Genomic DNA, 13,227 nt, shown 5'->3' with positions numbered 1-13,227 from the left:
GGGCTGGGCTGTGCGGGCGCCGCAACACCCACCACCCCCCCCCCCCCCCCCCCCCCCGCCGGGGCCCCGCCCCGCCCCCCCCCCCCCCCCCCCCCCCCCCCGGGTGGTCAGCCCAGGGCCGCCTTCACCTCGCGGGCGAGGTCGTCGACCAGCGCGCTGTAGCGGTCGCACATGCCGCCCAGCCAGAACAGCCCGTGGATCTGCCCGTCGTAGCGCTGGACGGTCACCGGGACGCCCGCCTCCTCCAGCCGCTCGGCGTAGGCCTCCCCGTCGTCGCGCAGCGGGTCGAACTCCATCGTGGCGATGAACGCCGGGGGGAGCCCGGAGAGGTCCTCGGCGCGGGCCGGGGAGCAGTAGGGCTCGGAGCGGCGGGCCTCGTCCGGGACGTAGTGGTCGCGGAACCAGCGCATCGAGGCGGCGGTGAGCAGGTACCCCTCGCCGTTCTCCCGGTAGGAGTCGGTCTCCATGCCGGCGAGGTCGGTGGCCGGGTAGACCAGCGCCTGGAAGGTGATCTCCGGGCCTTGGCGGTCGCGGGCCATCAGGGCCACGGCGGCGGCGAGGTTGCCGCCGGCGCTGTCCCCGGCGACGACCAGCCCCGCCGGTTCGGTGCCCAGTTCCGCCAGGTGCTCGGCGACCCACGAGGTGACGGCGTAGCAGTCCTCGACGGCCGCCGGGTAGGCCGACTCGGGCGCCAGCCGGTACTGCGCCGAGACCACGACGCACCCGGTCGCGTCGGCGAGCGCGCGGCTGGGGGCGTCGACGACCTCGATGTTGCCGATCACCCACCCGCCGCCGTGGAAGTAGACGATCGCGCCCCGCGGGGACCCCTCGGGGCGGTAGATGCGGACCGGCAGGGAGCCGTCCGGTCCGGGGACGGTGCGGTCGCCCACGGCGGCCACCTGGACCAGGTCGCCCTGCATCTCCCGGAAGGAGTTGGCCATGTCGCGCGCCTGCGAGACCGACAGCTGGGAGATGTCCGGCGCGCCCTGCGCCTCCATGGCGGCGAGCAGGGCGTGGGCTTGGGGGTCCAGGGGCATGGTCTCTCCTGACGTCGGCGGCGGGAGACCGCGGCCGACCGGCCACGGCGCGTTCCGTAACCTAGGTCACACCTGCGGGTCCCCGGTAGCGCCGACCGCACAGCCTGCCTGCGACGCCGGTGAGGTCGTCGGAACCCAGGCTTGACGCCGATGCCGCGGTCGGGAAACCGGCGCCCCGCAACCTCGGTGCCGTGACCGCGACCGCCCTGCCCGGAGTCCTCGCCGGGGTCGGCCCGCGCACCCGCACGACCCGGACGCACTGCCCCTACTGCTCGCTGCAGTGCGGGGTCACCATGACCGCCGGCGACCGCCCGGCGACCCTGCAGCCGGCCGACTTCCCGACCAACCGCGGAGGGCTGTGCTCGAAGGGCTGGTCGGCCCCGGAGCTGCTCGACCACCCCGAGCGGCTGACCCGGCCGCTGGTCCGCGCGGTGCCCGGGGACCGCACCAGCCCGCTGGTCGAGGCGACCTGGGACGAGGCCCTGGACCGGGTCGTGGCCGCGATCGAGCGCACCCAGGCCCGGTACGGGCGGGACGCCGTCGGCTGCTTCGGCGGTGGCGGGCTGACCAACGAGCAGGCCTACCAGTTCGGCAAGTTCGCCCGGGTCGCGCTGCGGACCTCGGCGATCGACTACAACGGCCGGTTCTGCATGTCCTCGGCGGCCGGCGCGGCCAACCGCGCGTTCGGCCTGGACCGCGGCATGCCGTTCCCGCTGTCGGACGTTGCCGCGGCCGACGTCGTCGTCCTGGTCGGCTCCAACCCGGCCGACACCATGCCCCCGGCCATGCAGTACTTCGACGAGGGCCGGGCCCGCGGAGCCCAGCACGTCGTCGTCGACCCGCGACGGACGGCGACCGCCCGCAACGCCGCCCTGCACCTGCAGCCGCTGCCCGGCACCGACCTGGCCCTGGCCAACGGGCTGCTGCACACAGCGATCGTCGAGGGGCTGGTCGACGAGGCCTACGTCGCCGCCCGGACCACCGGGTTCGAGCAGGTCCGGGACGGGGTGGCCGCCTACTGGCCCGACCGGGTGGAGCGGCTGACCGGCGTCCCGGTGGCCGACCAGCGGCGCACCGTGTTCGCCCTGGCCCGGGCCGAGCGGGCGATCGTGCTGACCGCCCGCGGCGCCGAGCAGCACCGCAGCGGCACCGACACCGCCTCGGCCTGGATCAACCTCGCCCTCGCCCTCGGCCTGCCCGGCCGCGAGGGCAGCGGCTGGGCCACCGTCACCGGCCAGGGCAACGGGCAGGGCGGCCGCGAGCACGGGCAGAAGGCCGACCAGCTGCCCGGCTACCGGAAGCTGGCCGACCCGGCCGCCCGCGCGCACGTCGCCGCCGTGTGGGGCGTCGACCCCGACGACCTGCCCCAGCCCGGTCCGTCGGCATTCGAGCTGCTCGACGCCCTCGGCACCGACGGCGGGGTGCGCACGCTGCTGGTGCTCGCCTCCAACGTCGCCGTCTCCGCGCCCGACGCCCGCCGGGTCATCAGCCGGCTGCGCGACCTGGACTTCCTCGCGGTCAGCGACTTCTTCCTCTCCGAGACCGCCGAGCTCGCCGACGTCGTCCTGCCCAGCGCCATGTGGGCCGAGGAGGACGGCACGATGACCAACCTCGAGGGCCGGGTCGTCCGCCGCCGGCGGGCGCTGGACCCGCCCGACGGTGTCCGCGACGACCTCCGGCTGCTGGCCGACCTGGCCGCGCGGCTCGGCGCGGGGGAGCGGTTCTCCGCCGACCCCGAGACCGTCTTCGCCGAGCTGGGCCGGGCCAGCGCCGGGGGAGCGGCCGACTACTCGGGGATCAGCTACCGGCGGATCGACGAGGAGCAGGGCGTCTTCTGGCCGTGCCCGTTCCCGGAGCACCCCGGCACGCCCCGGCTGTTCACCGAGCGGTTCGCCACCCCCGACGGGCGGGCCCGGTTCGTGCGGGTGGAGCACGTCGAGGCCTCCGAGCGCCCCGACCGCGAGTACCCGTACGTCCTCACCACCGGCCGGGTGCTGGCGCACTACCAGTCGGGCACCCAGACCCGTCGCTCCCGCAGCCTGTCGCTGATCGTCCCGCTGCCGCGCGCCGAGCTGCACCCCGACCTGGCCCGCCGGCACGGCATCGGCCCGGACGACGTCGTCGAGCTGGCCACCCGACGCGGCCGGGCCCGGTTCTCCGCACACCTGACCGACGACATCCGGCCCGACGTCGTCTTCGCCCCCTTCCACTGGGGCGGCGCCTCGTCGGCCAACGCGCTCACCGACGCCGACGCGCTGGACCCGACCAGCCGGATGCCTCCCTTCAAGGTCTGCGCGGTCGCCGTCACCCGCGTCGCCGGGCCGGTCGAGCGACTGCCCGCCCCCGACCCGGCCGGCCAGCCCCGGCCCCGCCCCCACGAACCCGCTGCCACCCCCGAGCCCCGCCCCCCGTCCCGGAGGAGGACCCCAGGCGTGAAGAGCACCCCACGCTTCCTGCAAGGCGTGTACCCGATCACCGGGGAGGGTCTGGACAAGCCCGGCCCGATCGACCCCGCGCTGCGCTACACCGTTCCCGGCGGGTGCAGCGCCCAGGCGCTGTACTTCCGCGGCGGCAACTCCACCGAGCACCTGGTGTACGTGCTGCTCATGCGCGACGGCGTGCCGATGCGCTGGTTCCCGATCGGCGCGAAGGGCGACGTGCACGTGCCCCTGCGGGTGGTCGAGGACCTGCCCGGCGGCACGCTGGTCGAGCTGCACGCGGCCGGGCCGATCGGCGTGACCGGCGAGCTGGTCGTCGACCTGGGGCTGGTGGAGGTCTGATGACCGCCGTCCTGGGCGGACGCCCGCAGGGCCTGACCTCCTTCCGGCTGGACGTCGACGACCTCGACGAGCGCGCCTCGCTGGTCGTCGTCGGCAACGGCATGGCCGGCGCCCGGTTCGTCGAGGAGGTGCTCGAGCGCGGCGGCGGCGAGCAGTTCCGGATCACCGTCCTCGGCGACGAGCCGCACGGCAACTACAACCGGATCATGCTGTCCCCGGTCCTGGCCGGGGAGTCGCACGAGGACGACATCGTCCTCAACAGCCACGACTGGTACGCCGACAACGGGGTCACCCTGCGGGCCGGCGTCCGGGCGGAGCGGATCGACACCGCGGCCAAGGCGGTGCACGCCTCCGACGGCTCGGTGACCCCCTACGACCACCTGGTGCTGGCCACCGGCAGCTACTCGTTCATCCCGCCGATGACCGGGGTGCGCCGCGACGACGGCAGCCTGCTGCCCGGCGTGCACGGCTTCCGCACCATCGACGAGACCCGCGCCATGCTCGAGGCGACCGGCCGCTGCCGGCGGGCGGTGGTCATGGGCGGCGGGCTGCTCGGCCTCGAGGCCGCCCGCGCGCTGCAGGGCCACGGCCTGCAGGTCGACCTGGTGCACGCCGCGCCGTGGCTGATGAACGCCCAGCTGGACGCCGAGGCCGGCGCCATCTTGAAGAAGAGCGTGGAGTCGCTCGGCATCGCGGTGCACCTCGACGTGCTGGCCACCGAGGTCCTCGGCGACGGGCACGTCGAGGGCGTCGTCCTGAAGGACGGCCGGCGGATCGACTGCGACCTGCTCGTCGTCGCCGCCGGCGTCCGGCCGCACACCGACCTGGCGCTGCGCTCCGGTCTCGAGGTCGAGCGCGGCGTCGTCGTCGACGACCAGCTGCGCACCGACGAGCCCGACGTCTACGCGATCGGCGAGTGCGCGCAGCACCGCGGCACCGTCTACGGCCTCGTCGCCCCCGCCTGGGAGCACGCCACGGTGCTCGCCGACGTCCTCACCGGCACCAGGCCGGACGCCGAGTACCACGGCAGCCGGACGGCGACCAAGCTCAAGGTGGCCGGGGTCGACGTCGCCACGATGGGCGTCAACACCCCGCAGCGCGAGGACGACGAGTTCCTCGTCATCTCCGAGCCCAGGCGCGGCGTGCACCTGTCGGTGGTCATCCGGGACGACCGGCTGATCGGCGCCACCCTGCTCGGCGACACCCGCAAGGTCGCCTACCTGACCCAGGCCTTCGACCGGGGCGCGCCCCTGCCGGAGGAGCGGATCCGGCTGCTGGTCGACCTCTCCGACGGCGCCGAGGAGGTGGGCGTCGCCGAGATGCCCGGCGACTCCCAGGTGTGCAACTGCAACGGCGTCTCCAAGCAGGCCATCTGCGACGTGGTCGCCGACGGCTGCAGCTCGCTGTCCGGCGTCATGGATCGCACCCGCGCCGGCAAGGGCTGCGGCTCGTGCAAGTCGCTGGTCACGCAGGTCGTCGAGTGGGCCGCCGAGGGCGACCTCGCCGAGGACCCGTCGGCGTCCTGGTACGTCCCCGGCATCCCGCTGGCCAAGCCCGACCTCGTGGCCGCCATCCGGGAGCAGGACCTGCGCAGCGTCTCCGCCGTCTTCGCCGCGCTGGCGCCCGGCGGGAAGGACGACGCGAAGTCGAAGATGGGCCTGACCTCGCTGCTCAAGACCGTCTGGGGCGTGGACTTCGTCCCGGAGAAGGACGGCGAGTTCATCAACGACCGGGTGCACGCCAACATCCAGCGCGACGGCACCTTCTCCGTCGTCCCGCAGATGAAGGGCGGGGTGACCACGCCGGCCCAGCTGCGCCGCATCGCCGACGTCGCCGAGAAGTACGAGGTGCCGATGGTCAAGGTGACCGGCGGCCAGCGGATCGACCTGCTCGGCATCCGCAAGGAGGACCTCCCGGCCGTCTGGAACGACCTCGGCATGCCGTCCGGCTACGCCTACGGCAAGAGCTTCCGCACCGTGAAGACCTGCGTCGGCAGCGACTTCTGCCGCTTCGGCCTGGGCGACTCCACCCAGCTCGGCATCGACCTGGAGACCCGCTTCCAGGGCATCGAGAGCCCGGCGAAGATGAAGCTCGCCGTCGTCGGCTGCCCCCGCAACTGCGCCGAGGCCTACGTCAAGGACGTCGGCGTGGTGGCGGTCGGCAACGGGAGGTGGGAGGTCTACGTCGGCGGCGCCGCCGGGGCCACGGTCCGCAAGGGCGACCTGCTGGCCACGGTCGACTCCCCGGAGGAGGTCCTCACCCTCGCCGGCCGGTTCATGCAGTACTACCGGGAGAACGCCAACTGGCTCGAGCGCACCTACGACTTCGTCCCGCGCGTCGGGCTGGAGAGGATCAAGGCGGTGCTGCTCGAGGACAGCGAGGGCATCTGCGCCGACCTCGACGCCGGCATGCAGCGCTCGATCGACGCCTACACCGATCCGTGGGGCCAGGACGCGAGGGAGCCGGCCACCCCCGGCCAGTTCCGATCGTCGCTCCCGCTCGTCCCGCTGCCGGAGGTGCCGGTCCGATGAGCCTCACCGAGCTGCGGACGACGACCGCGTACACCGTGGGCCGCGTCGAGGAGGTGCCGCCGGGGGAGGGCCGGGCGTTCGTCGCCGGGGGCGTGCAGGTCGCCGTCTTCCGGCTGCGGGACGGCTCGCTGCACGCCACCCAGGCCGCCTGCCCGCACGCCGGCGGGCCGCTGGCCGACGGGCAGACCGACGTCGACGTGCTGGTCTGCCCGCTGCACCTCTACGCCTACCGGTGGACCGACGGCGCCGCGACCTCCGGCGCCGCCGCGATCCGGGTCTACCCGGTGCGCGAGGTGGACGGCGACCTCGTCGTGGAGGTGTGACGGGCGCCCCCGGGGACGTTCCCTCCCGCGTTGATCATGGGGTTGTTGCTGCCGTCTGCGGCGTGTCCGTCCGTGTCGGCGACGACAACCCCATGATCAACGCGGCGGACGCGCGCGGGGAGCTACCGCGGTCGCGCCTCCAGCACGTGCACCCCGGCGGGGGTCGGGACGTCGCGGGTGAGGCGCAGACCGGCCACGTCGAGGAGGGCGGCGTACTCGTCGGCGGTGCGCTCGCGGCCGTGCAGCAGCACGAGCATGTGCAGGTCCATGCGCACCGCCGCCGGGTCGTCGACGGCGCGCTCCGGGAGGACGGCCTCGACGACGAGCAGCACCGAGTCCGGCCGCATCGCCGTCCGGACGGTCCGCAGGATGCGCCCCGCGTCGGCGTCGTCCCAGTCGTGCAGCACCCGGGACAACAGGTAGACGTCGGCGCCGGCGGGGACCTCGGTGAAGAAGTCGCCGGCGACCGCGGGCAGGTCCGAGCCGGCCACGACGCCGGCCTGGTCGAACAGCGTGAGCCGCGCGGCCGGCACCGCGTCGCGGACCGCGCGCAGCAGCATGCCGCTGCCGCCGCCGACGTCCACCACGGAGCGGAACGGGGTCAGGTCGTAGGCGGCCACGACCGCGCCGGCCTCCCGCGCCGAGCGGTCGGCCATCGACGCCCGGAACGCCGCCAGCCGCTCGGGCGCGGCCGCCAGCTCGTCGAAGAACGGCCGGCCGTGAACGACGTCGAACGGGGTGCCGCCCGCGCGGACCGCCTGGAGCAGCCCGGCAGCCGCCCGGTAGTACAGCTCGGCGCGGGCGGTGACCGCCCCGCGCTGGGAGCCCGGCACGCCGGTCCGCAGGCACTCGCCGACCGGGGTGAGGGCGAACCGGCCGTCGGGGAGCTCGTCGAGCACGTCCTCGGCGGCCAGCCCGCGCAGCACGCGGGACAGCGGGCCGGGGACGGCGCCCAGCTCCTCCGCGAGCTCCGCGGCGCTGCGCGGGCCGGCGGCCAGGGCGTCGGGCACGCCGAGGGCGACGCAGACGTGCAGCAGCTGGGTGACCAGGTAGCCGTCGGCCAGCCGGGCCAGCCGGGCGGCTGCGGAGCCGGGCACACCGGCATGGTGGCACCGGCCCGGGAGCCCGACAACGGCCCTCAGCCCGTGCGGACCAGCCGGAACTTCGTCCCCGGGTCGCGGGTCAGCGCGGGCACCGGCCGGACGTCGACCGGGAGGGGCAGCGCGCCGGTCGTCGTCACCGCCGCGACCAGCGCCGCGCGCAGCCGCTCGGGCAGGTCGGCGGCCGCGCCGGGGGCCAGGACGACCTCGGCGTGCAGCCCGCCCGCGTCGGACACGAACGCGTACTGGCCGACCTCGGGGAAGGGCGCCACCGCCGAGCCGAGCACCGACGGGTGGACCGGCACGCGGCCGCCGTCCGGGCCGGGCAGGTGCAGGATGTCCGCGGTGCGGCCGTCGACGGAGGCCAGGCAGCGCCAGGGGCGGCCGGCCGGGTTGGGCCGCGGGGACTCGGTGACCGCGTCGGTGAGCTCGTAGCGGACCAGCGGCTGGGCGCGGTCCACCAGGTTGGTCACGAGCACCGTCGCGCCCGGTTCGCCCGGCGGGACCGGCCGGTGGTCCTCGTCGACCACCTCGACCACGACGACGTCCTCGGCGACCTCCAGCTCCGGGTGCTCCGGGGTGCTGGAGGCGATCACCGGCGCCTCCGTGGCCGCGTACATGCCGACCGGCTCGACGCCCCACGCCGCGCGGACCCGGCGGCGCAGCTCGGGGGTCAGCGCCTCCGACCCGAAGGCCACCGACCGCGGGGCGAGGTGCAGGCGCCCGGCCAGTTGCTCGTCGGCGAGCAGGCCGCCCAGCCCGGCCGGGCAGATGAGGACCTCCGGCTGCAGTGCGTCCAGCCCGGCGACCAGCCGGGGGAGCGGGGTGGCGGCGGTCAGCGACGCCGGTGCCCCGGGCGGGGCGAGGACCTGCCGGGTGAGGTGCGCCGGGCTCGGGCTGCCGACGGCGGCCACCCGCTGCCCCGGGCGCATCCCGGCGCGGCGCCCGGCCCGCTCGGTGACCGCCCGCCACGTCGCCGCCTCGGACTCGGTGAACACGACGACGGCGCGCCGGCCCGTGGTGCCCGACGTCGTGGCCACCCGGAACTCCCCGAGGTAGGACGTCCCGGGGTCCTCGCCGGCGAGGTGGGCCTCGAGGTCGGCCCGGCGCAGCCGCTGATCGCAGACGATCGCGTCGAACTCCGCCATCAGGGTGGCCTTGGTCAGCACCGGGAGGTCGGCCAGCGGGCGGTCGGCCGCGGTGGGGCCGAGCACCTCCCGGTAGTAGGGCGACCGGGCCGCCGCGTGCGTCAGCAGCGCCCGCAGCCGCCGGCGCTGCAGGTCGAGGACCCGGGCCCGGGTCCACCTGTCCCGTGCGTCGAGCGCCGCGTCGTCCACGACCCCTCCCGGTGGTCGAGCGGTGTGCGCACCCGACGGTCCGCGCGGTGCTCCCGATCCGCCAGGGGCCTGAGCCCGTCGCGGGGCGGGGATCGCGGGCCTACCGTCGTCCTCCCGCTCCGAGCCGGAGGCCCGCCATGGCGACCGTGACGATCGGCACCGCGCCCCTGTCGGTCGACGTCCTGCTCGCCGTCGTGGACGGCGCCCGGGTCGAGCTCGGCGCCGGGGCGCGGGACGCCGTCGCCGCGGCCCGCGCGGTCGTGGACGAGGCCCTGGCCGGGAACGCCGCCGTCTACGGGCTGACCACCCAGGTCGGGCACCTGCGCGACACCCGGCTGACCGAGGAGGAGATCCGCGGGGAGCAGCAGTTCCTCGTCCTGTCCCACGCCGGCGGGATCGGCCCGCCGCTGCCGGTGCCGGTGGTGCGGGCCGCGCTCGCGGTGCGGCTGGCCGGTATCGCGCGGGGCGGGTCGGGCGCGTCGGTGGCGGCCGCCGAGACGCTGGCGGCGCTGCTCAACGCCGGCGTCCACCCGGTGGTCGCCGAGACCGGCTCGGTGGGCGCGGCCGACATCGGGCAGATGGCCGGGATGGCGCAGGTGGCCATCGGCCGGGGCCGGGCGGAGTACCGCGGGGAGGTCCTCCCGGGCGGGGAGGCCCTGCGCCGGGCCGGCATCGAGCCGCTGGTGCTCAGCGGCAAGGACGGGCTGGCCCTCATCTCGGCCAACGGGGTGTCGGTGGGGCAGGCGGCGCTGGCGGTCGCCCGGGCGGCGCGGGCCGCCGCGGCCGCCGACGTCGCCGCTGCGCTGTCGATGGAGGCCGTGCGCGCCAACCCCTCGGTCGTGCACCCCGCCGTCGGCCGGGCCAAGCCGGTGCCCGGTCAGGTCGCGGCCGCCGACCACCTGCGGGAGCTGCTGGCCGGCAGCGCGCTGCTCACGCCGGGCGGCCCCGCCTCGGTGCAGGACGCGCTGTCCTTCCGGGTGGTGCCGCAGGTCCACGGCGCGCTGCGCGAGCACGTCGCCGCCACCCGCGCCGCGGTGGAGACCGAGCTGGCCGCGGCGGCGGACAACCCGCTGGTGTCGGTGGCGGACCGCACGCTGGTCAGCAACGGCAACTTCCACCCGATGGTGCTGGCCATCGCCTGCGACGCGCTGCGGATCGCCGTCGCCGCGGTCGGGCAGCTCAGCGACCGCCGCATGTCGCACCTGTGGGAGGCGTTCTTCCGGCAGCTGACCGGGCCGCCGCCGTCGGCCGCCCACGGCCTGGCGCTGCGCCCCCCGGCGGCCGCGGTCGTGGCCGAGCTGACGCAGCTGGCCGCGCCGGCGACCCTCGACGTCCCGCCGCTGGACAACGGGGTGGAGGACCACGCCACCGGCGCCCCGCTCAGCGCCCGCAAGGCCGACGCCGCGCTGGGCCTGCTGGAGGACGTGCTCGCCGTGGAGCTGCTGCTGGCCGCCGACGTCCTCGCCGCGGCGCCGGACGGACGGGCGCTGGGCGCCGGCCCGCGCGCCGCGCTGGACCTGGTCCGGACGGCGACCGCCGCGGCCGAGCCCCACCCGGACGCGGTGCACCGGGCGGTGCGGGAGCGGTTCCCCGCGCGGGTCAGCCCGGAGGAGTGAGCGCGCCCAGCGCTGCGGCCACCTCGTCGTCGCGGACGAACCCCAGGGCCAGCAGCCGGTGCGCCAGCACGCCGCGGCGGGTCAGCCGCAGGTCGGCCGGCCGCAGCCGGGGCAGCGCGGCGCCACCGGGACGGGGCTGCGCGGGCGGCGGGTCGACCAGGCCGGCCCGCTGCAGGTCGGCGACGTCCTCGCGGGCGCCCCACGCCGTCCAGGACCGGGGGTCGTCGGCCAGCGGGGTCATCGGCAGCGGCAGCCGGTCGCGGCGGCCGACGCCGGCGAGCAGCACCAGCTGCCGCCAGGTCAGCCCGGCGGCCAGCCGCAGCGCGCGGTCGACCAGCGCGGCGTCCAGGTCGGGGGAGGCGGCGACCTCGGCCAGCAGGTAGCCCAGGTGCCGCACCCGCCGCTCGTCGGCCGCGGCCCGCGCCGCCGCGACGACGGCCTCGGTGACCTCGTCGGCCGCCGACCGGCCCCCGGGGCGGGGGGTGAAGAAGCCGTCGTCGCGCACCCGCCGCCCGCCGCGGGACAGCGTCGCGCCGTGCTCGACGGCGAAGGCGAGCACCGCGCCGGCGCGGGCACGCTCGCGCGGGACGGCGATCCCGGCGGCCTCGTCCGCGGCCGTGCGCAGGCAGGCGGCCAGCCGCTCGTCGAGCCGCACCGCGGGGGCGGGCCCCGCGCCGGCGAACACCACGGCCGCCGCGGCCCGGCTCATCGAGCCGGCGACCGCCGCACCGGCCTCCAGCAGCGCGCGGCCGGTCGCGGGGGAGTCCTCGGTCGCAGTCACGCGGTGATCTTCTCCGGTCCGCCGCGGTCCGTGCACCCTCGCCCGCGGCGGCCTCACCACAGGGGGTCAGCGACGGTGAGCACAACGGAACACGAGTTCAGCCCGGGAGCAACCGGCGGGGAACGCCGGCCCGCCACCGTTCCGGGACATGGCCGCTCCTCCGCGCACCGCCCCGCAGACGACCGCGCCGGTCGCCGTCCCGCCCCGGCCCGGGCGCTGGATCGACGACTGGCGCCCCGAGGACCCCGCCTTCTGGGAGTCCACCGGCAAGCGGGTCGCCCGGCGCAACCTGTTCTTCTCCGTCTTCTCCGAGCACGTCGGCTTCTCGATCTGGAGCCTGTGGTCGGTGCTGGTGCTGTTCCTGCCGGAGTCGGTCTACGGCATCGACCCGGCCGGCAAGTTCCTGCTGACGACGCTGCCGACCGCGCTGGGCTCGTTCGTCCGGCTGCCCTACACCTTCGCCGTCGCGAAGTTCGGCGGCCGGAACTGGACGATCGTCAGCGCCTCGCTGCTGCTGGTCCCCACCGTCGCCACCGCGGTCGTGCTCGAGCCCGGCGTGGACTACTCGACGCTGCTGGTCGTCAGCTGCCTGGCCGGCGTCGGCGGGGGCAACTTCGCCAGCTCCATGGCGAACATCAACGCGTTCTACCCGGACCGGCTCAAGGGCTGGGCGCTGGGCCTCAACGCCGGCGGCGGCAACCTCGGCGTCCCGGTCATCCAGCTCGTCGGGCTGCTGGTCCTGGCCACGGCCGGGGCCGAGCACCCGCGGGTGGTGCTGCTGGTCTACGTCCCGCTGATCGTGGTGGCTGCCGTCGGCGCGGCGCTGCTCATGGACAACCTGACGACGGCGCGCAACCAGCCGCGGGCCATGCGCGAGGCCACCCGCGAGCCGCACACCTGGATCATGGCCTTCCTCTACATCGGCACGTTCGGGTCGTTCATCGGCTTCGGGTTCGCCTTCGGCCAGGTGCTGCAGAACCAGTTCACCGACGACTTCGCCACCCCGCTGGCCGCGGCGTCCCTCACCTGGCTCGGCCCGCTGCTGGGCTCGCTGATCCGGCCGCTCGGCGGGTCGCTGGCCGACCGCTTCGGCGGCGCGCGGATCACCTTCTGGACCTTCGTCGCGATGGCGGTCGGCGCCGCGATCGTGTGGACGGCCAGCCAGCTGGGGTCCCTGCCGCTGTTCGTCGTCGGCTTCGTGGCGCTGTTCGTGCTCAGCGGGGTCGGCAACGGCTCGACCTACAAGATGATCCCGGCGATCTTCCGCACCCAGGCCCAGCAGCGGGTGGCCGCCGGCGGGGACAGCACGGCCGCCGACCGGCACGCGCTGCGGATGTCGGGCGCGCTCATCGGCATCGCCGGCGCGGTCGGCGCCTTCGGCGGGGTGCTGGTCAACCTGGCGTTCCGCCAGTCGTTCCTGAGCACCGGCAGCGGCGACGGCGCCTACCTGGCGTTCATCGCCTTCTACGTGGCCTGCCTCGTCGTGACCTGGGTGGTCTACCTGCGCCCCCGGGCGGCGATGCGCGGCGTGTGAGCCGGGCCCGCCGGACCACCCCCTCCCGCCGTGTTTCCCCTCCCGCCGTGATCCCCCTCCCGTCGTGATCATGGGGTTGTTGCCGGCGCGCACGGCGAGTCGTCGCGTGTCGCCTGCAACAACCCCATGATCAACGCGGGCGCACGGCGAGCGGGCGGGCGCTCGGCGGGTCGGTGCCGCCGGAGAGC

General features: G+C 76.1%; 9 protein-coding genes. 5 read left to right on the top strand and 4 right to left on the bottom strand.

Annotated features, from left to right (window positions below; translation table 11 throughout):
- Positions 1 to 107: 107 nt before the first annotated feature.
- Complete coding sequence (locus ACI789_RS23235; RefSeq protein ID WP_457011898.1) at positions 108 to 1,037, bottom strand: alpha/beta hydrolase; 930 nt, start codon at positions 1,035 to 1,037, stop codon at positions 108 to 110.
- 191 nt (positions 1,038 to 1,228) lie between these two features.
- Here ACI789_RS23235 and ACI789_RS23230 point away from each other — a divergent pair, with 191 nt between their 5' ends.
- The 3 genes from ACI789_RS23230 to ACI789_RS23220 are packed head-to-tail and all read left to right on the top strand — an operon-like array spanning position 1,229 to position 6,671.
- A complete protein-coding gene (locus ACI789_RS23230; protein ID WP_457011897.1) occupies positions 1,229 to 3,817 on the top strand; it encodes a molybdopterin oxidoreductase family protein in 2,589 nt (862 codons plus the stop codon).
- The gene (gene nirB / locus ACI789_RS23225; RefSeq protein ID WP_457011896.1) at positions 3,817 to 6,348 is read left to right on the top strand and encodes a nitrite reductase large subunit NirB; all 2,532 of its coding nucleotides are present in this window, start codon (positions 3,817 to 3,819) and stop codon (positions 6,346 to 6,348) included. The genes ACI789_RS23230 and nirB overlap by 1 nt, the downstream gene beginning before the upstream one ends.
- A complete protein-coding gene (locus ACI789_RS23220; RefSeq protein WP_456920410.1) occupies positions 6,345 to 6,671 on the top strand; it encodes a Rieske (2Fe-2S) protein in 327 nt (108 codons plus the stop codon). The genes nirB and ACI789_RS23220 overlap by 4 nt, the downstream gene beginning before the upstream one ends.
- A 122-nt stretch (positions 6,672 to 6,793) precedes the next feature.
- Here the strand turns inward: ACI789_RS23220 and ACI789_RS23215 are convergent, their stop codons facing one another.
- The gene (locus ACI789_RS23215) at positions 6,794 to 7,768 is read right to left on the bottom strand and encodes a methyltransferase (RefSeq protein ID WP_457011894.1); all 975 of its coding nucleotides are present in this window, start codon (positions 7,766 to 7,768) and stop codon (positions 6,794 to 6,796) included.
- 41 nt (positions 7,769 to 7,809) lie between these two features.
- A complete protein-coding gene (locus ACI789_RS23210; RefSeq protein ID WP_457011893.1) occupies positions 7,810 to 9,108 on the bottom strand; it encodes a phenylacetate--CoA ligase family protein in 1,299 nt (432 codons plus the stop codon).
- A 137-nt stretch (positions 9,109 to 9,245) separates the two neighbouring features.
- Between ACI789_RS23210 and ACI789_RS23205 the strand changes: the two genes are divergently transcribed.
- Complete coding sequence (locus tag ACI789_RS23205) at positions 9,246 to 10,724, top strand: aromatic amino acid ammonia-lyase (protein ID WP_457011891.1); 1,479 nt, start codon at positions 9,246 to 9,248, stop codon at positions 10,722 to 10,724.
- On the opposite strand, the gene ACI789_RS23200 is transcribed toward ACI789_RS23205, so the two are convergent.
- Complete coding sequence (locus ACI789_RS23200) at positions 10,708 to 11,505, bottom strand: hypothetical protein (RefSeq protein ID WP_457011889.1); 798 nt, start codon at positions 11,503 to 11,505, stop codon at positions 10,708 to 10,710. The genes ACI789_RS23205 and ACI789_RS23200 overlap by 17 nt on opposite strands.
- Positions 11,506 to 11,653: 148 nt before the next feature.
- Here ACI789_RS23200 and ACI789_RS23195 point away from each other — a divergent pair, with 148 nt between their 5' ends.
- Positions 11,654 to 13,039 carry a nitrate/nitrite transporter gene (locus tag ACI789_RS23195; RefSeq protein WP_457011887.1) on the top strand — a complete coding sequence of 462 codons (1,386 nt, stop codon included), beginning with the start codon at positions 11,654 to 11,656 and terminating at the stop codon, positions 13,037 to 13,039.
- Positions 13,040 to 13,227: the final 188 nt, after the last annotated feature.

It is taken from the genome of Geodermatophilus sp. SYSU D00965, assembly GCF_054050075.1.
Note: the sequence above shows the minus strand (reverse complement) of the source record. Positions and strands in the feature narration are given on the sequence as shown.